23 protein-coding genes are annotated in these 18,658 nt (G+C 43.6%); 12 read left to right on the top strand and 11 right to left on the bottom strand.

The genetic code is table 11. The annotated features are described in order from the left end of the window. The first annotated feature begins 77 nt into the window (after positions 1–77). The 10 genes from AC59JT_RS06030 (at position 78) to AC59JT_RS05985 (ending at position 7,546) form a co-directional block, all read left to right on the top strand. Entirely contained in the window at positions 78–347 is a 270-nt protein-coding gene (locus AC59JT_RS06030) for a hypothetical protein (RefSeq protein ID WP_497396789.1), read from the top strand. Between the two features lie 87 nt (positions 348–434). Further along, the gene (locus AC59JT_RS06025; protein ID WP_497396787.1) at positions 435–686 is read left to right on the top strand and encodes a hypothetical protein; all 252 of its coding nucleotides are present in this window, start codon (positions 435–437) and stop codon (positions 684–686) included. 43 nt (positions 687–729) lie between these two features. After that, on the top strand, positions 730–1,038 hold the full coding sequence (locus AC59JT_RS06020; protein ID WP_497396785.1) for a TIGR04149 family rSAM-modified RiPP: 309 nt from the start codon (positions 730–732) through the stop codon (positions 1,036–1,038). Positions 1,039–1,119: 81 nt separating this feature from the next. After that, positions 1,120–1,377 carry a TIGR04149 family rSAM-modified RiPP gene (locus tag AC59JT_RS06015; RefSeq protein ID WP_497396783.1) on the top strand — a complete coding sequence of 86 codons (258 nt, stop codon included), beginning with the start codon at positions 1,120–1,122 and terminating at the stop codon, positions 1,375–1,377. Positions 1,378–1,462: 85 nt separating this feature from the next. Further along, entirely contained in the window at positions 1,463–1,723 is a 261-nt protein-coding gene (locus AC59JT_RS06010; protein WP_497396781.1) for a TIGR04149 family rSAM-modified RiPP, read from the top strand. 83 nt (positions 1,724–1,806) lie between these two features. Further along, positions 1,807–2,067, top strand: a complete 261-nt coding sequence (locus AC59JT_RS06005; protein WP_497396779.1) for a hypothetical protein — start codon at positions 1,807–1,809, stop codon at positions 2,065–2,067. A gap of 37 nt (positions 2,068–2,104) precedes the next feature. Then, the gene (locus tag AC59JT_RS06000; protein WP_497396777.1) at positions 2,105–2,371 is read left to right on the top strand and encodes a hypothetical protein; all 267 of its coding nucleotides are present in this window, start codon (positions 2,105–2,107) and stop codon (positions 2,369–2,371) included. A gap of 84 nt (positions 2,372–2,455) precedes the next feature. After that, entirely contained in the window at positions 2,456–4,645 is a 2,190-nt protein-coding gene (locus AC59JT_RS05995) for a peptidase domain-containing ABC transporter (RefSeq protein WP_497396775.1), read from the top strand. 1 nt (position 4,646) lies between these two features. Continuing rightward, complete coding sequence (locus tag AC59JT_RS05990; RefSeq protein WP_497396773.1) at positions 4,647–5,651, top strand: efflux RND transporter periplasmic adaptor subunit; 1,005 nt, start codon at positions 4,647–4,649, stop codon at positions 5,649–5,651. A gap of 8 nt (positions 5,652–5,659) precedes the next feature. Then, the gene (locus tag AC59JT_RS05985) at positions 5,660–7,546 is read left to right on the top strand and encodes a glycosyltransferase (protein ID WP_497396771.1); all 1,887 of its coding nucleotides are present in this window, start codon (positions 5,660–5,662) and stop codon (positions 7,544–7,546) included. Here the strand turns inward: AC59JT_RS05985 and glf are convergent. From glf to AC59JT_RS05970, 3 genes are all read right to left on the bottom strand, one after another. Next, complete coding sequence (glf, locus tag AC59JT_RS05980) at positions 7,534–8,655, bottom strand: UDP-galactopyranose mutase (RefSeq protein ID WP_497396769.1); 1,122 nt, start codon at positions 8,653–8,655, stop codon at positions 7,534–7,536. The genes AC59JT_RS05985 and glf overlap by 13 nt on opposite strands. Beyond that, positions 8,655–9,728, bottom strand: a complete 1,074-nt coding sequence (locus tag AC59JT_RS05975; RefSeq protein WP_497396767.1) for a glycoside hydrolase family protein — start codon at positions 9,726–9,728, stop codon at positions 8,655–8,657. Before AC59JT_RS05975 ends, glf begins: the two co-directional genes overlap by 1 nt. A 96-nt stretch (positions 9,729–9,824) precedes the next feature. Then, the gene (locus AC59JT_RS05970) at positions 9,825–10,181 is read right to left on the bottom strand and encodes a nuclear transport factor 2 family protein (protein ID WP_497396765.1); all 357 of its coding nucleotides are present in this window, start codon (positions 10,179–10,181) and stop codon (positions 9,825–9,827) included. 130 nt (positions 10,182–10,311) lie between these two features. Here AC59JT_RS05970 and AC59JT_RS05965 point away from each other — a divergent pair, with 130 nt between their 5' ends. Then, entirely contained in the window at positions 10,312–10,518 is a 207-nt protein-coding gene (locus tag AC59JT_RS05965) for a YtxH domain-containing protein (RefSeq protein WP_497396763.1), read from the top strand. Positions 10,519–10,578: 60 nt separating this feature from the next. On the opposite strand, the gene AC59JT_RS05960 is transcribed toward AC59JT_RS05965, so the two are convergent. Genes AC59JT_RS05960 through AC59JT_RS05940 form a run of 5 tightly spaced genes read right to left on the bottom strand, consistent with a single transcriptional unit; the run spans position 10,579 to position 13,060 of the window. Continuing rightward, entirely contained in the window at positions 10,579–11,100 is a 522-nt protein-coding gene (locus AC59JT_RS05960; protein ID WP_497396760.1) for a KdsC family phosphatase, read from the bottom strand. 9 nt (positions 11,101–11,109) lie between these two features. Continuing rightward, a complete protein-coding gene (iscX, locus tag AC59JT_RS05955; protein WP_497396758.1) occupies positions 11,110–11,352 on the bottom strand; it encodes a Fe-S cluster assembly protein IscX in 243 nt (80 codons plus the stop codon). Positions 11,353–11,373: 21 nt separating this feature from the next. Further along, positions 11,374–11,706 carry a 2Fe-2S iron-sulfur cluster-binding protein gene (locus AC59JT_RS05950; protein ID WP_497396756.1) on the bottom strand — a complete coding sequence of 111 codons (333 nt, stop codon included), beginning with the start codon at positions 11,704–11,706 and terminating at the stop codon, positions 11,374–11,376. Positions 11,707–11,725: 19 nt separating this feature from the next. Then, the gene (locus AC59JT_RS05945; protein WP_497396754.1) at positions 11,726–12,508 is read right to left on the bottom strand and encodes a Rossmann-like and DUF2520 domain-containing protein; all 783 of its coding nucleotides are present in this window, start codon (positions 12,506–12,508) and stop codon (positions 11,726–11,728) included. Positions 12,509–12,511: 3 nt separating this feature from the next. Further along, entirely contained in the window at positions 12,512–13,060 is a 549-nt protein-coding gene (locus tag AC59JT_RS05940; RefSeq protein ID WP_497396752.1) for an STM3941 family protein, read from the bottom strand. A gap of 211 nt (positions 13,061–13,271) precedes the next feature. On the opposite strand from AC59JT_RS05940, the gene AC59JT_RS05935 reads away from it, so the two are divergent. Further along, positions 13,272–13,868, top strand: coding sequence for a hypothetical protein (locus AC59JT_RS05935; protein ID WP_497396750.1), 597 nt, complete (start codon positions 13,272–13,274; stop codon positions 13,866–13,868). A 38-nt stretch (positions 13,869–13,906) separates the two neighbouring features. On the opposite strand, the gene ccsA is transcribed toward AC59JT_RS05935, so the two are convergent. The 3 genes from ccsA to AC59JT_RS05920 all read right to left on the bottom strand — a co-directional run bounded on the left by ccsA (position 13,907) and on the right by AC59JT_RS05920 (position 18,557). After that, a complete protein-coding gene (ccsA, locus tag AC59JT_RS05930) occupies positions 13,907–16,384 on the bottom strand; it encodes a cytochrome c biogenesis protein CcsA (RefSeq protein ID WP_497396748.1) in 2,478 nt (825 codons plus the stop codon). Positions 16,385–16,400: 16 nt separating this feature from the next. Continuing rightward, positions 16,401–16,811 (bottom strand): cytochrome c maturation protein CcmE domain-containing protein, encoded by a 411-nt coding sequence (locus tag AC59JT_RS05925; RefSeq protein ID WP_497396746.1) that lies wholly within the window; start codon positions 16,809–16,811, stop codon positions 16,401–16,403. A 102-nt stretch (positions 16,812–16,913) separates the two neighbouring features. Then, positions 16,914–18,557, bottom strand: a complete 1,644-nt coding sequence (locus AC59JT_RS05920) for a T9SS type B sorting domain-containing protein (RefSeq protein ID WP_497396744.1) — start codon at positions 18,555–18,557, stop codon at positions 16,914–16,916. Between the last annotated feature and the right edge of the window lie 101 nt (positions 18,558–18,658).

The raw sequence follows: 18,658 nt of genomic DNA, 5'->3' as shown, positions 1-18,658 counted from the left end.
AGCCAAATCTCATCCTGTATCTAATACAGTACTACCAATTAACGTATCTATCAGTTTAAACTTAACTCTAAAAAGCAATGAAAAAACAAACATTAACACAACTGAAAGAAAATGCCGACCAGGTATTAAGTAAGGACGAATTAAAGGGCATTAAAGGTGGCATCAACTATTGTTATCTGCCCAGTGGCTGGTATGATGGCATCCAGGTGGCATGTTACGATTACCTGAACGCTTATGTTAATACTATCTGTGTAGAAAACGCCGCGTGCTATAATGAGTTAGCCTTAATAGCCAACTGCGATGCTGTTAATGGCTACATGTCTACCGGCCATGCAAATTGCACCTAGCAGCAGTTGATCTTATCTAAACCTTATCCTTTTGCCTGAAACAGTACTACCAATTAAAATATCTATTCATCAATTTAATTAAACACTATGAAAAAGTTATCGCTAAATGCATTGAAAAAAAATGCAGAAACTGTTTTGAACAAAGAAGAGCTTAAAAGTATTAAAGGCGGCTACCAATACTGCCAGGGCCCCTGGGGGGGTGTTGGCTATACTGTGGCCTGCTACAACGGTTCAACCTTCTTAGGCTATGCCTGCACCGGCGGCACCTGCAGCGGCGAACAAGGCGCTTATTGTTCATCACAAGGCTATCCATCTACCACTTATGCATACTGCATATAGTGTAAGCGGTTTAACTACTATTTATCAATTTATTTGAAAAACTATGAAGAAGTTATCATTAACCGCATTAAAAAACAATGCGGAAACTGTTTTAAACAAGGATGAGTTAAGGACCCTTAAAGGTGGTTATGAGTATTGCACTTATTATGACAGCTATCCATGGGGCTGCCCAGATCCGTTTAACCCTACTTGTGCGGGCACAGGCCAGCAACATGGCGGTTATAAAGTTGCCTGCTATGAAAACTCTAATTTTTTAGGATACGCCTGTACCGGCGGTACCTGCAGCGGCGAGCAAGGGTCATACTGTTCATCGCAAGGCTATCCAACTACTAACTATGCCTATTGTGTATAAGTGATCAAAAACATTAGCGTCCGTCCGCGAGGGGCAGGCGCTGATCTACAATAAATTAATCATCAACTTAAGTACAAAAACATGAAAAAATTATCATTAAGCGCGCTTAAACAAAGTGCCGAAACTGTGTTAAACAAGGATGAACTAAAAAGCATCAAAGGTGGCTACATACCCTGCCAGGGCCCCTGGGGCGGCGGTGCAGGTTATACGGTAGCCTGCTACGATAACGGAACCTATTTAGGTACTGCCTGTACCGGCGGCACCTGCAGTGGCGAAGAAGAAAGCTATTGCGCAAGCCAGTTACATTACAGTAACGTTACTTACGCTTATTGTTTGTAGTGATCAACAGCTTAACACCTGCCCGCAAGGGGCAGGTGTTATTTTCATATATACCAATTTTATAAACCTGTTAACCAAAAAAATTATGAAAAAGCTAACGCTAGGTGCGCTTAAAAAAAGCGCCGAAACTGTACTAAACAAGGAGGAATTAAAAAACATTAAGGGTGGTTATCAACAATGCTATGGCCCTTGGGGCCCCAGCCCAGGCTACGTTGTAGCTTGCTATGACTATTACGACACATTTTTAGGTTACGCATGTACCGGTGGCCCTTGCATTGGTGAGGAAGCATCATATTGCTCAAGCCAGGGGTACTCCACCACCCATTATGCTTATTGTATATCGTAATTAAAAGCTTTAACAGCTGTCCACAAAAGGCAGGTGTTATTTTCATATATACATTTTATAAACCCTGTTAATTAAAAAAAATTATGAAAAAGCTAACACTAAGCGCGCTTAAAAAAAGCGCCGAAACCGTGCTAAACAAAGACGAATTAAAAACCATTAAAGGCGGGCAGGAATGTGTGCTTGACTACCCACCAAACACAAACGGCTATGTTGTAATTTGCTACGAAGACACTACCGCTTTAGGTTACGCTTGCACAGGTGGTGCATGCTTTGGCGAGCAATATGCGGTTTGTTCTGCCAAGTTTCCCGGTCACAACATCACCTGGGCCGATTGCGTATTTTAAAATTTAACTAAACCCTGTAAACCTTAAATTTTATATCATGAAAAAATTAACGCTAAATGCACTGAAAAAAAGTGCAGAAAACGTTTTGCAAAAAGACGAATTGCGCACCCTTAAAGGTGGCTACGGCAGCTGCGAGATATACATTAACGGCTACATGTATATCGGCTACAAAATTGCCTGTTATGATTATGAACTTAATCTGTTAGGCTATGGCTGTACCGGCGGTGCCTGTAATGGCGAAGAAGAATCATATTGCTCGACGCAGGGCTACTACAACACCAACAGCGCAATGTGTGTAGATTAATTTTGCTTACAAAAACCACTATCGCCTTTAGCGGTAGTGGTTTTTGCCTTTCTGTTAACTGATCAAACGAGACTACCCTTAATAATGAAGAGCTTTCCAATTTATAAGCAATTAGACGGTGCCGACTGCGGGCCAACCTGTATAAGGATGGTAGCTGCTTATTACGGAAAGAAGTATACCGCAAAGTATTTAAAAGAGCGATCTGCCCTTTCGCGGGGTGGCGCGTCTATGCTGGCGCTGAGCGATGCTGCCGAAAATATCGGCTTCCGCACACTGGGCGTGCGTATGGGTATTGATAAGTTTAAAGACGAAATGCCCCTGCCCTGCATTGTGCACTGGAAACAAACCCACTTTGTGGTGGTATACAAAACCACAGCCACCAAAATATACGTTGCCGACCCATCCAGCGGTAAAACAGCATACCCAATTGATGATTTTAAAAAAGCATGGATAAGTACCATACGCGAAGGCGACGAGATTGGCCACTGCCTGGCGCTTGAACCTACACCCGAATTTTATACCCAGGAGGAAGACAAGCCCCAAAGCCGTAGCATATTTGGATTAATGCAATACCTCAAACCTTTTAAAAAGCTTATTTTACAGCTGGTGTTGTGCTTTGTGGCGTCAAGCTTGCTGCAATTGCTACTGCCTTTCCTGTCGCAATCATTAATTGATAAGGGTATCAATTATAAAGATCTGAATTTTTTAACACTGGTACTCATCGCCCAAATAGCTTTAACGCTAGGCCAAACATCAGTAAGCTACATACAAAGCTGGATAATGCTGCACCTTACCACCCGGCTGGATATTATGCTGATAACGGATTTTTTAAGTCGGTTAATGCGGATGCCGCTGTCTTTTTTTGATAGTAAGCTGGTGGGCGATATTATGCAGCGCGTTGGCGATAACAGCCGTATACAAAATTTTCTTACCTCTACCTCTATCAGCATCTTCTTCGCGGTGGGTAATTTTATTGTTTTCAGTTGCGTAATGCTGTATTATAATGCTACGGTTTTCCTGGTTTTCCTGGCGGGAAGCACGGTTTATATATTGTGGATCAGGTTGTTTTTACGCTACCGCCGCGAGTTGGATAATCGTCGCTTCGCGCAAAACTCGGGCAACCAAAGCAACATGATCGAGTTAGTGAACGGCATGCAGGAAATAAAGCTTAACAACTGCGAAAAACAAAAGCGGTGGGAATGGGAACGCATACAGGTGCGCATATTTAAAACCAGTGTTAAAACCCTCATGCTAAACCAATACCAGCAGGGCGGCGCGCTGCTTATTAACAGTGCTAAAAACTTCACCATTACTTTTTTTACCGCCAGCGCGGTTATACACGGTAATCTTACGCTGGGTATGCTTTTTTCTATCCAGTATATTATCGGCCAGTTAAACTCACCTATCGAGCAGTTTATAGGCTTTATACAATCATGGCAGGATGCTAAAATAAGCCTGGAGCGTTTGGACGAGATCAAAACCGAAGATGCCGAGGACCAGTATACCGAAGATACCATAACCACCCTACCCGATAACAAAGACATCAACCTTAAAAACCTGACCTTTACCTACGAGGGACCAAGCGCTCCGCTGGTATTGAATAATATCGACCTTACCATCCCGCAAAATAAAATTACGGCCATAGTTGGCGTTAGCGGCAGCGGCAAAACTACGCTGTTAAAAATGCTGCTAGGTTTTTATAAACCCACGGCCGGCAACATCAGTATTGGCGATGTGGCGCTTAGCCAGATAGACGTTAAGCTTTGGCGGCAAAATACCGGCACTGTTATGCAAGACGGCTACATATTCTCGGACACGATAGCTAATAACATAGCCATAAGCGATGAAACCATAGATAAAAAGAAACTCCTGCACGCGGTTAACGTAGCCAATATTAAAGATTTTATCGAATCGCTGGCGCTGCGGTATAACACTCGGATAGGCGGCTCTGGCATAGGTGTTAGCCAGGGGCAAAAGCAGCGCCTGCTGATAGCCCGCGCCATTTATAAAGACCCGCAATACATATTTTTTGACGAAGCCACCAACGCCCTTGATGCCAATAATGAAAAGGTAATTATGGATAACCTTAACCAGTTTTTTAAAGGAAAAACGGTAGTTATTGTTGCACACCGCCTAAGCACTGTTAAAAATGCCGACAATATTGTGGTAATGGACAAGGGCCGCATTATTGAACAGGGCACACACGCCCAGCTCACCAAATTAAAAGGCGAGTATTACAGTTTAGTCAAAAACCAGCTTGAATTAGGAAACTGATATGGAAAACAAAACCGACCTGGATAAAATTGAGCTGTATAGCGACGACGTGCAGGACCTGATGGCCCGGCCACCGGCCAGCATTATACGTTACGGGGCCGCCGCACTATTGGGCACCATTATCATAGCGTTAAGCCTTAGCTTTCTGATAAAATACCCTGATACCGTAACGGCAAAGGCGAGCATCAACTCATCAAACCCGCCGGCATTTATACGCGCAGGATCAAGCGGGAGCCTGCAACAACTTCTGGCTACCGATGGCGCCGAAGTAAAAAGCGGGCAGGTATTGGCTGTGTTAGCAGATGATGATATGTATAACAATGTAACACAGCTGAAAGCTTACGTAGCATCGACAGATGATGTTCTGACTTCGGCTACGCCGGATCTGAAAAAGATACCGGGTAACATTAGCCTGCATAACCTGGGTACTTTCCAGTTGGAGTTCCTTAATTTCAGGAAGACGGTGCTGCAGACGAAATACCAAAGCGGGAACCAGGAGTATAAACTGGCCACGCTGGATGAAGCGCTGGCCCGTATAAAAACCGACATAGCCCAGTGGGAAAAACACAACCTCTTGGTATCGCCGGTAAACGGTAAGCTAAGCTTCACCAAACCTCTTCAGCAAAATACACAGCTTAACAACGGCGATGTAGTTTTTGTGGTTAAGCCTGGAGGCGATCAGGTATTTACCGCAAACTTAATACTGGCAAAAGCCGCGGGTGCGCAGGTAAAGGCAGGACAACAGGTTAAAATAAATTTAGATAGCTATCCGGCCAATGAGCATGGGCAATTGGTGGGAAAAGTAATTGCCGTAGACGGATTATCGCAGCAAAATTCGGTGCGAGCCATGGTACAGTTACCACCCCAATTTAAAACAGACAGAGGCGAGCAACTTACCTATGCGCCCGATATGCAGGGCAGTGCCGAGGTATTTTTACAAAACAAGTCCGTTGGCGAGCGCATATTCAGCTCGGTAAGTTTATTCAAAACTAAAATATTAAAATAACGCATTGTATGGAAATCATCAGCGCCAGCAAAGGCATCACCGTAATAATGCCAACTTATAATTACAGTTCATTTATCAGGTGGGCCATTACCAGTCTGCTCAGGCAAACATATACCCATTGGGAGCTCGTTATCATCAACGACGGATCTACCGACGATACCTTAGCTGTAGTAAAAGATCTGCTGGCTGATGAACGCATACGCTATTACGAAAACGAACGCAACCTTGGCCTCGGTGCCTGCCTTAATATTGGCATAGGCCTGGCAAGCCACAACCTAGTTGCCTATTTACCTGCCGATGATTACTATCAACCCACCCACCTGGAAACCCTGCTACAAACCTTAAACAGCGAAACTGAAAGCATGCTGGCTTATTCGGGCATTAAATATCGTGAACCAAAATCTCCGCCCACACAAAAACACTCGCGCCGAATGGGGCAAATAGAAAACCTGCATTTGCAATTGGTACAAGTAATGCATAAAAAAACTGCTGAGCGATGGACAGAACGCCCGGAACTGGTGACCGATGACCTGTATCGTATTTTTTGGCGCAAGCTAATGGGCAAAGGTATTTTTATCCCGACAGGCAAAATAACCTGCGAATGGATAAGCCACCCCAACCAGCATCATAAATTAATTAACCAATATTATGGCGGTGACATTAACCTGTACCGCTCTTACTACAATGTTCCCGAACCGCTAAAATTTCAGTATAAAGGTGGCGGCCCGCTTATTGATGAGTTTGCTACTTATGGCAAATTTTTGAAACGCGAGCAGCATGAGCATACTGGCCTTAAAATATTACTAGTGGGCGAACTGGCTTATAATGCCGAACGCGTTATTGCTTTTGAAGAACAAGGGCATAAACTTTACGGTTTATGGATGCCACGGCCTGATTTCTCGAACACGGTTGGTCCCCTGCCCTTCGGCAATGTGGTAAACATCGATCCTGACAACTGGCAGAACGAAGTTGAAGCCATCAAACCGGATGTAATCTATGCATTGCTTAATCATGGCAGTATAAAGTGGGCGCATCAAATATTAATGGCCCAAACCGGGATACCTTTTGTATGGCATTTTAAAGAGGGCACTACATTTGCCTCGGCCTATGGGCATTGGGATGAGTTGATAGACCTTTACCGTTTATCCGACGGGCAAATATTTATTAATGAAGAAACACGCGACTGGTTTAATAATTACACCCCCATAAACCACCAAAATAGCTTTATTTTGGATGGCGACCTGCCTAAACGCGATTGGTTTACCGATGACCGCTCTCCCCTGCTATCAACCAAAGATGGCGAGATACATACCGTATTAGCCGGCCGCCCCATGGGCATATTGCCTACGGATGTGGCCATTTTAGCCAAAGAGAAAATACACATTCACTTTTACGGTATGTACCAGGAGGTTTGGAAAAAATGGATAGAAGATGCTAAGAAAGCTGCCCCGGGTTATATCCATATCCATGATAACTGCTTCCCTAAAGATTGGGTGAAAGAGTTTTCGCAGTATGATGCCGGTTGGCTACACTATTACAAAAGCGATAATGAAGGCGAACTGACGGATGCCCATTGGGATGACCTGAACATACCCGCCCGTATAGCCACATTGATATCCGCCGGAGTACCTATGATACAGGCAGATAATACCGGGCACATTGTAGCTACACAAAATCTGTTGGCAAAATTTGATATCGGCATCATGTTCAAAAGCTTTGAAGCGCTATGCGATCAGCTTAAAAACAAAAAAGAGTTAAAACGACTGAGTGAAAATGCCTGGAAACACCGCATGGCATTTACGTTTGATGAGAATTTACCATCGCTTATCGCGTTTTTCAACAAGGTCATCGCCAATAAAAAAACAGTTGCAGAAAAGGAATATCAAACGGCCTGACAGCCTAGTTCTTTTTTTGCTTTGTGAAGCGCCGAGGCTACAACCTGGTGCATATCGTAATAACAATATTCGGCGAGGCGGCCACCACATATTAGGTTAGGTTGGTTGGCTGCCTTCGCCTTATACTTTTGGTAGCGGGCATTGTTTTCGGTGTTATTTACCGGGTAATACGGTTCGGCCCCTTTTACGCCATTGGCCGGGTATTCACGGCTGATGACCGTTTGCTCCTGCTGGCCAAACTCAAAATGTTTGTGCTCAATGACACGGGTAAAGGGTGTTTTCGGGTCGCAATAATTCATAACGGCATTGCCCTGGTAGTTGTTAGTATTTAACACCTCGTGCTCGAAGCGCAGGCTACGGTAAACCAGTTCGCCAAATTCATAATCAAAATACTCATCTATCCTACCTGTAAACACTATTTTTTGCGCTAAAGCGGATAAGGCGTCGCGATCAGCAAAAAAATCGATGCCTGTTTTGGTCTCTATCCCATCTAACAAGCCATTAATAATTTGGTTATAACCACCAATCGGGATACCCTGGTATTTATCATTAAAATAATTGTTATTAAACGTGAAGCGTAACGGCAAGCGCTTGATGATAAACGCGGGCAACTCTGTAGCCTTCATCCCCCACTGCTTCTCGGTGTAGTGTTTAATGAGTTTTTGGTAGATGTCAGGGCCTACTAGTTTCAGGGCTTGCTCTTCCAGGTTTTGGGGTTCGCCGATGTTTAGTTGGGCTACCTGATCGGCGATTTTTTGTTGTGCCTCTTGCGGAGTTTTAACCTTCCACAACTGGTAAAAGGTATTCATGTTAAAAGGCAGGTTGTATAGCTCGCCGTTATAATTAGCTATGGGCGAATTGATGTAGTTATTAAACCGGGTAAACTGATTTACATAGTTCCATACAGCCTCATCATTGGTATGAAAAATATGGGCGCCATAGGTATGCACATTAATGCCCGCAATATTATCGCAGTACACATTACCGCCCAACTGCTTGCGCTTGTCGATAACCAAACAGCGTTTGCCTGCTTTATGCACCTCATGCGCGAACACCGCGCCAAACAGGCCCGAGCCTACTATCAGATAATCGTACGAGAATCCGCTCATTACAGTTGATGCCCGGCTAAGATCAAAGTGCCTAAACCTAATCCGGCTAAGCCTTTCAGGTCTGCTTTCATGCCTGGCAAGTTCTGCAGGCGGGCGGTCCAAAATGCGTCGTCTTTAAATTTGCCTTCCGCCAGTTTAATAAATGCGCCGTCTATATCGTTCATTACCGCAATACCGGGAGTGAAAAGGTATGTGGCAGCTAAGGGAATAAGGTTAGCTATCAATAATGGAGGTTGTGTAGCGACATCCAGCTCAAAACGATCAAGGTAAGTTCGCCAATGGTTAAATAGCTGTTCGGGCAAAGCATTTGAACGTGGCGTTTGATCATAAGTAAACAGCAATTTCAAAAAGCTATAAACCGTATACGGATAACTGCTGCCATTAAAATTATTGATGAGTTTTCCGATGTACATATTATAAAACTGCACGTAAGCGGCCTCAAACAATTTCATTTTCTGCGTCTCCTGAATAAAAAATAAGATGGAATTTACATCAACCGGCTGCAAATTAATGGGACTATCGGCACTTAATAGGTGATGGATGATGCCATGGGTATGTTGTGCCAGGTTAACCAGGTTAAGATATTGCACCTGATGCGCCGCTATCATTGCGTTTTGCAGGCGCGCAATAATGTAAGGAACGATATTCAACAACTCCTGATACTGATCAGGACCTAGTTGGCTATAGTGGGCAAAAATGGTATCGTCCAGATCACTTAAAATATCGTTGGTGTCGGCATCAACAAATTTGTGATTTACCAGGTATTCAGATGCCCAGGCAATACCTGCTAAACCGTTGTCGAAACTTAGCGGTGTATCATCGCCGATAGCCTCAAACAACTCATCCAGCACTGCCGAAGCCTGGTCTGTATAATATTGACTTTTAGCGTACGCTCCATATTGATAGTAAAACAGGCAGGCACCCAGCTTACCATCCATCAGGCCGGGACCTTTAATAGTATCTAAATTCAAGCTAATGGCATTGGCTATACTCTGCAATTGCTCGTTCAAACTGGGCGTAAGGCTTGCCCCGTTCGCCGGACTTATAGGTGTATTTTCCGCTAGCTGGCTCATAATGTTGTTTAGGTAAGCGACACAAGGGGAATGCCGTTTGGATGTATATTAAAAATACAGAGATTTGTTTATAAAACCAATAGAACAAAATGATTATTAAGCGGATTTACTTTCGATAACAAACGCTTTTAGTTCATGCAGCTTACCATCGCGAAAACGCCAAACGTCGCAGTACTCATAGCCTATCATTTTGCCTTCTTCGTTTTTCATGCTGATCTTACCTATCGCTGTCAGGTACTCGCCTTCGGAAACCAAATGTTCAATATCAAATTTTGGTGGCTCGATATAAGCTTTGGCCATATATTGTCTAACGGCTTCTTTGCCTTTCAAGGTTTGCTCGCCAATAAATGTCCAAACGGTATCATTGGTGCAGTATGCCAGGAAGCCCTCATTGTCGCCGGCTATAACGGCGGTATTTGCCTTTTCAAGTATAGCTTTGTTGTCGAAATTCATAGTAATATGTTTTGCTAATTACACGTATTCAAAAGCCGGGCCATACTTAGCAACAAATATTTTGTAACATGGCAAGCATTTTGATATCTTATAATTAAATAATAATCACCTAATATAAAACATCAACACAATGGGATTACTCAGAACAGCAATTATTGGAGCAGCCGCATACGGCGCGTATAAATACTTCACTAAACCGGATGCAAGCGGTCGTACCAAGCTTGACGATTTGAAAGAGCAGGCGCCCGAATGGATAGAAAATGCCAAAGCCGCCGCAAACAGGTTTGCAGAAAAGTTTTCGGGCGAACAGCCATGGGAACATTCACAAAACAAATAAAATAGAAAAGCCCCGGACGTAAAACATCCGGGGCTTTTCTATATCAGTTCTGGTTATAATCTACCAGCTATAAGCTTCTTTGCTCATCCATTTATCCTGCACCTTCATTACTTTTTCAATAACATCGCGCGCGGCGCCGCGGCCGCCCGGGCATGGCGATACGTATTCGCTAACGGCTTTGATCTCTTCTACCGCGTCCGCAGGGCAAACGGGTAAGCCTACCATTTTCATAGCACCCAGGTCGGGTATATCGTCGCCCATGTATAGCACGTTGGTGGTTTTAATGTGTTTTGATTCCAGGTAGTGTTTTAGTTTGTCAACCTTAATGTGGGCGCCAATAAAAACATCTTTTATACCTAAACCATTTAAACGGTGTATAGCGGTTTTTGAACGGCTGCCTGATATGGCACACACGTTATAACCACATTTTACAGCCAATTGCAGGGCATAACCATCCTTAATATTAAAAGCGCGACTTTGCTCACCGTTCTCGTTTATAAATACCGAGCCATCAGTTAACACACCGTCTACATCAAATATAAAGGTGGTAATATCGTTTAGTTTGCTTAAAAAGTTATCCATCAGCAAATACTATTGGTTATCGCGCCACTCATAAACCCAGGCAGATTGTATCTGCTCCAGGTGTCCTTCGTTGGCTTGTTCGCGGGTGCCTTCAAAATTTGGCAGGCTTAATACCCACTCCAGCAGGTCGGTAAAGCGTATGCGGTAAATTTTCGACTCCGTAAAATCATCGCCAAATTTTTCATAAAGCGACATGGCAATATCTTCATAATCGCCCCATGAGTATGGAAGCGCAAATTTATCGTCTTTCATTTATTGTGTGTTATACGTTTATTAGTGTCCTAAAAACTGCGACTGATCCGGCAGGGTTACTTCAATATCACCATCAATCATTACGCATTGGCAACCCAGGCGCGAGTTTATGCGCGGGTTAACGGCGCGATCAATAAAGTCTTCTTCCTTGTCAGATATTTCCTGAACGTTGTCTTCGCCTTTATTAACATATATATGGCAGGTGCTGCAACCGCATACACCGCCGCAGTTGTGCTGCAACTCTATGCCATGCTCCATGCAAACATCAAGTACCGATTCACCTTCGGCTATGTCAAGCACAACCGTTTCGTGATCTTTTTCCTCGAAGTTTATCTTTACTTTAAAAATATTCATTTGGGCAAAAGTAATAAAATTACTTATCCCCGCCCCTCTCATTATCCATTTTGATAATACCCTGACTTAACATTTTGTAAATCTCCTGTAAAGCAGGCTTATCGGCCAGTAAACTTAAATGGTTATTCATGGTAGTTTCATCATTACGTACTGCCGGGCCGGTTTGCACATCGGCGGGTTGGCGTTCCATTACCTTCTGGGCGGTTTCCAGTATCAGGGGGCGCAGCAGATCAAAGTCCAGTTTATCATCATTAACAATTTGCTGCGCGATGTGGTATAAATAGTTAGGGAAGTTACAGGCAAACACCGCTGCCAAATGTAAAGTTTTGCGCTGCGCGGATGTTACCCTGTTCACATTGTTGCTGATGCTTCGGGCCAGTTCTTCCAACTGCCTGGTGATGCTTTCATCGGCACCCTCAATGCACAAGGGCACCGTACGAAAGTTAAGCTCTTTAACCTTACTAAAGGTTTGCAGCGGATAAAAAACACCGGCATGATCTGTAAACGCTGTCAATGCAAACATATCTGTAGCGCCCGAAGTATGCACAATCAGTTTTTGATGAACGGCTAATTGTTCGGCAACTATGCCGATCACATCATCCTTAACAGCAATAACAAATACATCCGTCTCCGGGTTAATTTGTTGCAGATCATCAATGGGCTCAGCTTTTACATGGTAGGCCAATAGGGCCGCGTTCTGCATATCGCGGCTGTATACCTGCACAATGCTGTGCCCCGCGTTTTTAAAAGCGGCAGCCAAATGGGTGGCAACATTGCCCGATCCTATGATGGTAATACGCATAGCCTATTTATTTAGCTTACGGTCAATCAATGAATACAGCTCATCAAACTTACATTTCAAACCGTTAGCGGTTATGCTTACCGGCGAATTGTAGGCCTTATAATTAACATTCATCAGTATTCGCTTAAAATACTTGGTTTCTTTTTGGATGAAGGTTTCCGGATCATGCAGGTAAACCATCAGGAAGCGGGTACTTTTTACCCTGCGCTCGCCTAAACCGCTGATCTCGTCCCAGGCTATAAAAGCGCCGGAAGCCATGTTATTGATCAGGATTCCTTTGTTGTCAATGATCATTCCCGGCCTCTTGTCAAACAACCTTATCGCCACAAAAACCGCTATAGTGCCAAAAAGCAATATCGAAGCCACACCCAAACCAATTATAAAACCCACAGGCCGCTGCCTATGGGCCGACTGGGCAACAGCCTCCGGATTCATCACAAACCAAATGCCCGCAGCAACAAAAAGCACAGCGCCAACAAGCGTTACGGCTAGCTTTATTTTGCTTAGGGGTATTTCTATGCGTTCGTAGGTTGAATTAATATCGGCGCTCATAGTGCAATTATACGGCTAACTTTTCACATCAAGCAATTTCTCGGACTATGATAATATGGTCTACCTTTCTATGTTACCACTACCGCACGCCGCAATTGATAATTACCTATATTAGGAATATCAAATACAAGTTATGTCTCTATCTAAACAAACAATCCTTATACTATCGTTACTGCTAATAACTAACTTAACTTTAGCACAATTTAAAAGAGTGCCTGCTAAAAAGAAAACTACGTTGGCGCAGTTAATGAAAGCTCACAAAGAAACCGACGATGATTGTGTTTTTACTAAGCAATACACTACAGAACAGCGGTTAAAAAAGTATCCTTTTTCAAAAGCTGATAAAATACTGGCTGTATCATATGAAACCGGTGGCAAAGGTGACCCGAGTGCAGAAATTTATCTTGACAGTAACAACAAGCCCGTCAATAAAACCCCACCGATCGATAGGTCGAAATTGGGTTTACATATAGAAAACGGAGTTCTGAACTACAAGTCGATTAAAGAATCTGTAACCTTAACACAACAGCAGATCAACGAACTGACCAATATTATTTTCAATACCAATTATCGCAAACCGGGGTTTAATTCCGTTGGTTATGGCGGTTGCTTTCTCCCCAGGAATGCGCTAATTTTCTACGACAAAAAAGGTAACATCTATGATTATATAGAAATTTGTTTTAGTTGCGGCAATTACAAATCAAAATCAGAAAAATTGCGCATCGGGACAAACTGTACTCAGAAGTTTGATATTGTGGAAAAGTTCTTCGTAAGTATTGGGATAAAGTACGTAAGAGAGCCTGAATAAAGAAAAAGTCCTCTCTATCGGAAAGGGCTCAAATGGTTTTAAACCGACTTCAACTCCTTATTCCTTCTAAATATCGCCATCAGCGTACCTATCACCATAATAATGGTACCTGCCCACAGGAAATTGATATACGGAAACTGTATAGCACGTACCACCACGTATTTACGCGCGCTGGCCGGTTGCTGTAGCAGGGTTATTTCAACCTTGTTATTAGCCGGGATGATCTTGGTGAAACGTAGTTTGATACCTGCCTCGTCAACCTTGTGTGCAAAATCAAAAGCGTTGCCGTTTTTGATCATATATATCGGGCTGGCATCATAGGTTTTGCCGTTTGATACTACTTTCATTTTGGCTTCAACAGCTACGTCCTTATCCGTTAACGGGATGTTTTGTACCTCCTGTACCCTGTTCATGCCCTCCATAACAATATAACCTTCGCGGAAACGGATGGTATCGCCTTGCGACACTTCGTAAACCAACGGGGTTTCGTATTTAGCGTCGTCGCTACCATCGTCGTGGCCTTCGGCCTGGTTGGCATCATCGTAGCTGATGGAGTTTGACATGTTAATGTGTGTGTACAGGTCGGTCATCAGGTAGTGACGGGTATCCGGCGATGAGATCAGTCCCATTTTGCGGTTAGCCTGCGCGTTGGGTTTCAGCATAAACTGCTCGGTAACCTGTCCTTTATCATCAAATACCTGGTACAGCATTTTAAAGTAACGGTTAGGCGGTGCTATCGAGTCACCCAGATAAGTTACAGTGTACTTATCCAATTTAACAGGCGTATTTTGGTACACGGTAATATTTTCTTTCGGGTTGTTTTTCCCTTTAACAAAGTCTTCATTAAATTGCTTGCCACTTGTGCTTTGCGACACTACTTTGTTGGTACCCGCTGCCACAATTGCGCCAACCAACATCAGGCCGAAACCAATATGCGCCACCGCCGAACCTGCCAGCTTAAACTTGCCCTTCATGGCATCGCCCAATACTTTCGCGTTAGCAAAAATAGAGTATATAGAGCACAGCATTACGAACAGGAACACCGTGTTCAATTTATACGCGCCGGTTGCATAAGCAAATACGCCGGTTATTAATAAGGATAAACCAATGTAAACTGCCGAAGTGATCAAAAACTTGCCACCATCGGTTTTTTTGTATTTCAGGAACTGGGTTACGGCGGTTAACAAGGTTACCACAACCGCAAAGCCGGCCTGTATAATGTTATAGTGTTTTATCGGATCGGTAGGCGGAGCCAGTTTGGTACCAAATATGGCGTTCCATACCGGGATTGATGATACTACCACTAAATGGAAGCATGATAATACCAGGAATGTTGCGCCTACAAACATCCAGAACTCGCGCGAATAGGTTTCTTCGTCTTTTTCGGTGATCGGTAATTCTTTCCAGCGCCATACAACCAGGCCTATGGTAATGGCCAGGAATATAAGCACATCAATAGCCAGGTGCCAGGTCATGCCCGAGCCGGCGAAAGCGTGTACCGAAGTATCGCCCAAAATACCACTACGGGTAAGGAAAGACGCGTACAACACCAACACGAAGCTCATCAGCGTCAATATGGTAGCTGTAAAGTACGAGTGACCGGTGTTTTTAAAAACGATCATAACGTGAACCGCCGCAACCAATATCAGCCATGGAATGATAGAAGCATTCTCCACCGGGTCCCAGGCCCAGAAACCACCAAACGTAAGCGACTCGTAGGCCCAAAACGCGCCCATTATAATACCGGTACCCAATATCATCATGGCAAATAAGCCGTATGATATGGCAGGGTTTACCCACTCTTTATAACGTTTTTGCCACAAACCGGCAACCGCGTATGCAAACGGAATGATCATTGACCCAAAGCCCAGGAAAAGGGTTGGCGGGTGTATCACCATCCAGTAGTTTTGCAGCAATGGATTCATGCCGTTACCATCTTTAATGTAGGTAAGGTAGTTGGCGTATAGCTCGGGATTGGTAGCAAATATTGGGGCCTGTAGTTTCAGGTCGATAGCATCGCGCAGCAAAATAAATGGTGACGAACCTATACGGCTGCCAAATATCTCCACACCTATCAGGAAGGTAGCCAACAGGGCCTGTGATAGAGAAACAACCGTCATTACCGGGCGTTCCCATGATTTGGCTTTCCATATAAGCACATTACCTAATACGGCCTGCCAGAAGGTCCACAGCCAAAAGCTGCCCTCCTGCCCGTCCCAAAAACTGGAAATGATATAGTGCATAGGCAGCGCGCGCGATGAGTGCTCCCAGGCGTAATAATATTCAAAAAGATGGTTCAGGATGATATAGAACAGGCAGACACCAATACCAATAACCGATATGGTATTGGCCCAAAAGCCCACACGGGCCATGCGCTGCCACGAATTATCCTGTTTATTTTGAGTAGCGAAATAATAGCTGATTGCAGAAAACAAGGCCGAGCCAAATGCCAGAATAACGAAAAATTGACCTAACTGGCCGGGCAAAAGGTGTTCGCCTTTAAATGCTAAATTCATTCAATAAGTATAAAGGTTATATGCTGGCTTGTTTTGCTTTTACCTCGGTAAGTTCAACCTTATCCTGGGTATATTTAGACGGGCATTTCATCAGTATCTTACTGGCATGAAACTCGTTGCCTGCCATTTGGCCGGTTAATACAATTTGTTCTGAGCGCTCAAAATCCTGCGGTTTGCTGCCAGCAAAAACTACCTTGCACTCCTCGCCGTTACTATCTTTCATGTAAAACGAAAAGTAGTTGGCATCCTTGGTAGCATCATAGTACAGTTGCTTCTCTTTATTCAACTGGCCTTTAACCTGCAGCTGGCTCTCGGTACTTTTAGCATCTTTAAACGATCCGTAAGTACTTGAAGTAGAATACACACTTATAATAACCGCAATAGCTATGGCTATTACGATAAGACCAAAAATCGCACTTTTTTTCATCTATGGTTTATCCCTCTGATTTCAGGATACAAAGGTACAAAACGTACAGCGAATACAATTTATTACAAGCCCTATGTGTTATTTAGAATTGTTATTGATAAACTACCGTATAATAGCAACCGATCCGCTTTTGCGTACAGGGGTTTTGTAATAGGTATCTGTGCCTTCAAAAACCCAATAATAAGTACCTACCGGCAGTTGCTTGCCATTGGATGTGCCGGCCCAGCTTAGCGCCTGCTGACTGGTGGTATAAAGCAACGCGCCATACCTATTATATATTTTAATATTGCCAAAACTCAAAAAACCTTTTATACCAAAATCCAGCACATCGTTTACACCATCGCCATTAGGTGTAAATGCGGTTGGTATGTTTAACACAAAAGGGTCGGGCGGACTTATATTTACAGTTACAGGTATAGCTAAACTACTGCATTGGGTTATTAAATTGTGGCCTACTATGTAGTAGGTGCCAGTGGTGCTTATATCACTGTAGTTATCAAGCGGTACTTTGGCGGCGGCATCTTTAAAATACGAGTATGTTGTAGTTGCGGTATTAGGTACAGTTATATCCGCACTAGCCGGGTATTGAACAGTTTTGATCGTGTTATTGCCTATTTCAGGCAGGGGATTAAACTTTACTTCAATAGGCTTAATATCTGTGCAACCGGCTTCACTTACCGCTTTAATGTAGTAGATACCGGGCTTAGTGACATTATCCGGCGAATACAAATAATCTAACGTGACGGGGTTTGTATGATAACTGTAGGTAAGCCCGGGGCTGCTTCCCTCTTTTAAAAACGGGTCTTCCAAATTAACACCTACGCCTGCACATTCAACCTTTTCGGTCTGCAGATTAAACTGAAACGGTTCTGTAGATTGTTTGAGTGTCGCCTGCAAAAAGCCCGTACATCCTAAACCATAATAAGGATCAAAAACTACAGTATAAACGTCGTTATCTACAGGCGTATTTATTTTTAGATTTCTTTCTTTACCTATAATTATACCGGTTGTATCGGTACCTTTAAACCATCTGTAATTTGCAAAGCCCGCGGGCCCGCGTAATGTTGCTTCATTTTGCCCCGGGCAATAGGTAGTGCCTGATACGGCACCGTTACAACCGTCTTCAATATCAAGGTATGCATAGCCAAAATGCGCGTCAAATGTGCAATCGTTAGTAGTAAATTCAAGCTTTATGGTTTTACCACCGTAACCTTCCAGGTTTATGGTAGCAGACGACCACTCTCTGTATAATACGGCAAAATCCGCCCGCGGCGGATATACATTTGATTTTGAAAACCCTATTCCGGATAGCGGAATAAAATCAAAAGCCGGGCAATATATAGGTGCATCATCTGTAACGTTATAAATTGTTGCTGTAAAGCGAGGCAGATCTGTATAAGAATGTTCTGCCAAAGACGGATCGGCTAATACCACCGCATAATTCAAAACCAGCGTCATTCTTTGCCCGGGTGGTACTTTATATACGTATGAAATACGCTCGGCCTGATGATGTGTATCCTCATTACCTAACCTTACCGAATAGCCGCTACCATTAGGGCAAACCACCGGAAAATGGCCATACTTATCAAGCCTTTGGTCACCTTTTTTATATAGCGTATGCCTGCCTTCAAACGGAGGTGAGTCGACCACAAATACCGAACCGTCCGGCCGCACTTCACCAATTTTACATTGCCAGTTATTAAAACTGCCTGCCTCAAATCCAATATTAGGCGGGCATTGTGCCATAATGGAGCTACAGCAACTAAGCCATAAAGCGACAAATATTGTAACGAAATGAAACATTATGACCAGTTATTATCAAAATTGAAGGTAAGTATCCTACACCT

This window comes from Mucilaginibacter sp. A3364 (assembly GCF_059690715.1).
Note: the sequence above shows the minus strand (reverse complement) of the source record. Positions and strands in the feature narration are given on the sequence as shown.

What these genes read in the sequence shown, in the direction of transcription:
- ccsA (WP_497396748.1), bottom strand. Translation starts at nt 16,384, where the DNA reads ATGAATTTAGCATTTAAAGGCGAACACCTTTTGCCCGGCCAGTTAGGT.
- AC59JT_RS06030 (WP_497396789.1), top strand. Translation starts at nt 78, where the DNA reads ATGAAAAAACAAACATTAACACAACTGAAAGAAAATGCCGACCAGGTA.
- iscX (WP_497396758.1), bottom strand. Translation starts at nt 11,352, where the DNA reads ATGAAAGACGATAAATTTGCGCTTCCATACTCATGGGGCGATTATGAA.
- AC59JT_RS06025 (WP_497396787.1), top strand. Translation starts at nt 435, where the DNA reads ATGAAAAAGTTATCGCTAAATGCATTGAAAAAAAATGCAGAAACTGTT.
- AC59JT_RS06015 (WP_497396783.1), top strand. Translation starts at nt 1,120, where the DNA reads ATGAAAAAATTATCATTAAGCGCGCTTAAACAAAGTGCCGAAACTGTG.
- AC59JT_RS05940 (WP_497396752.1), bottom strand. Translation starts at nt 13,060, where the DNA reads ATGAGCGCCGATATTAATTCAACCTACGAACGCATAGAAATACCCCTA.
- glf (WP_497396769.1), bottom strand. Translation starts at nt 8,655, where the DNA reads ATGAGCGGATTCTCGTACGATTATCTGATAGTAGGCTCGGGCCTGTTT.
- AC59JT_RS05925 (WP_497396746.1), bottom strand. Translation starts at nt 16,811, where the DNA reads ATGAAAAAAAGTGCGATTTTTGGTCTTATCGTAATAGCCATAGCTATT.
- AC59JT_RS06005 (WP_497396779.1), top strand. Translation starts at nt 1,807, where the DNA reads ATGAAAAAGCTAACACTAAGCGCGCTTAAAAAAAGCGCCGAAACCGTG.
- AC59JT_RS05995 (WP_497396775.1), top strand. Translation starts at nt 2,456, where the DNA reads ATGAAGAGCTTTCCAATTTATAAGCAATTAGACGGTGCCGACTGCGGG.
- AC59JT_RS05950 (WP_497396756.1), bottom strand. Translation starts at nt 11,706, where the DNA reads ATGAATATTTTTAAAGTAAAGATAAACTTCGAGGAAAAAGATCACGAA.
- AC59JT_RS05960 (WP_497396760.1), bottom strand. Translation starts at nt 11,100, where the DNA reads ATGGATAACTTTTTAAGCAAACTAAACGATATTACCACCTTTATATTT.
- AC59JT_RS05920 (WP_497396744.1), bottom strand. Translation starts at nt 18,557, where the DNA reads ATGGCACAATGCCCGCCTAATATTGGATTTGAGGCAGGCAGTTTTAAT.
- AC59JT_RS05990 (WP_497396773.1), top strand. Translation starts at nt 4,647, where the DNA reads ATGGAAAACAAAACCGACCTGGATAAAATTGAGCTGTATAGCGACGAC.
- AC59JT_RS05965 (WP_497396763.1), top strand. Translation starts at nt 10,312, where the DNA reads ATGGGATTACTCAGAACAGCAATTATTGGAGCAGCCGCATACGGCGCG.
- AC59JT_RS05970 (WP_497396765.1), bottom strand. Translation starts at nt 10,181, where the DNA reads ATGAATTTCGACAACAAAGCTATACTTGAAAAGGCAAATACCGCCGTT.
- AC59JT_RS05985 (WP_497396771.1), top strand. Translation starts at nt 5,660, where the DNA reads ATGGAAATCATCAGCGCCAGCAAAGGCATCACCGTAATAATGCCAACT.
- AC59JT_RS06000 (WP_497396777.1), top strand. Translation starts at nt 2,105, where the DNA reads ATGAAAAAATTAACGCTAAATGCACTGAAAAAAAGTGCAGAAAACGTT.
- AC59JT_RS06010 (WP_497396781.1), top strand. Translation starts at nt 1,463, where the DNA reads ATGAAAAAGCTAACGCTAGGTGCGCTTAAAAAAAGCGCCGAAACTGTA.
- AC59JT_RS05945 (WP_497396754.1), bottom strand. Translation starts at nt 12,508, where the DNA reads ATGCGTATTACCATCATAGGATCGGGCAATGTTGCCACCCATTTGGCT.
- AC59JT_RS05975 (WP_497396767.1), bottom strand. Translation starts at nt 9,728, where the DNA reads ATGAGCCAGCTAGCGGAAAATACACCTATAAGTCCGGCGAACGGGGCA.
- AC59JT_RS06020 (WP_497396785.1), top strand. Translation starts at nt 730, where the DNA reads ATGAAGAAGTTATCATTAACCGCATTAAAAAACAATGCGGAAACTGTT.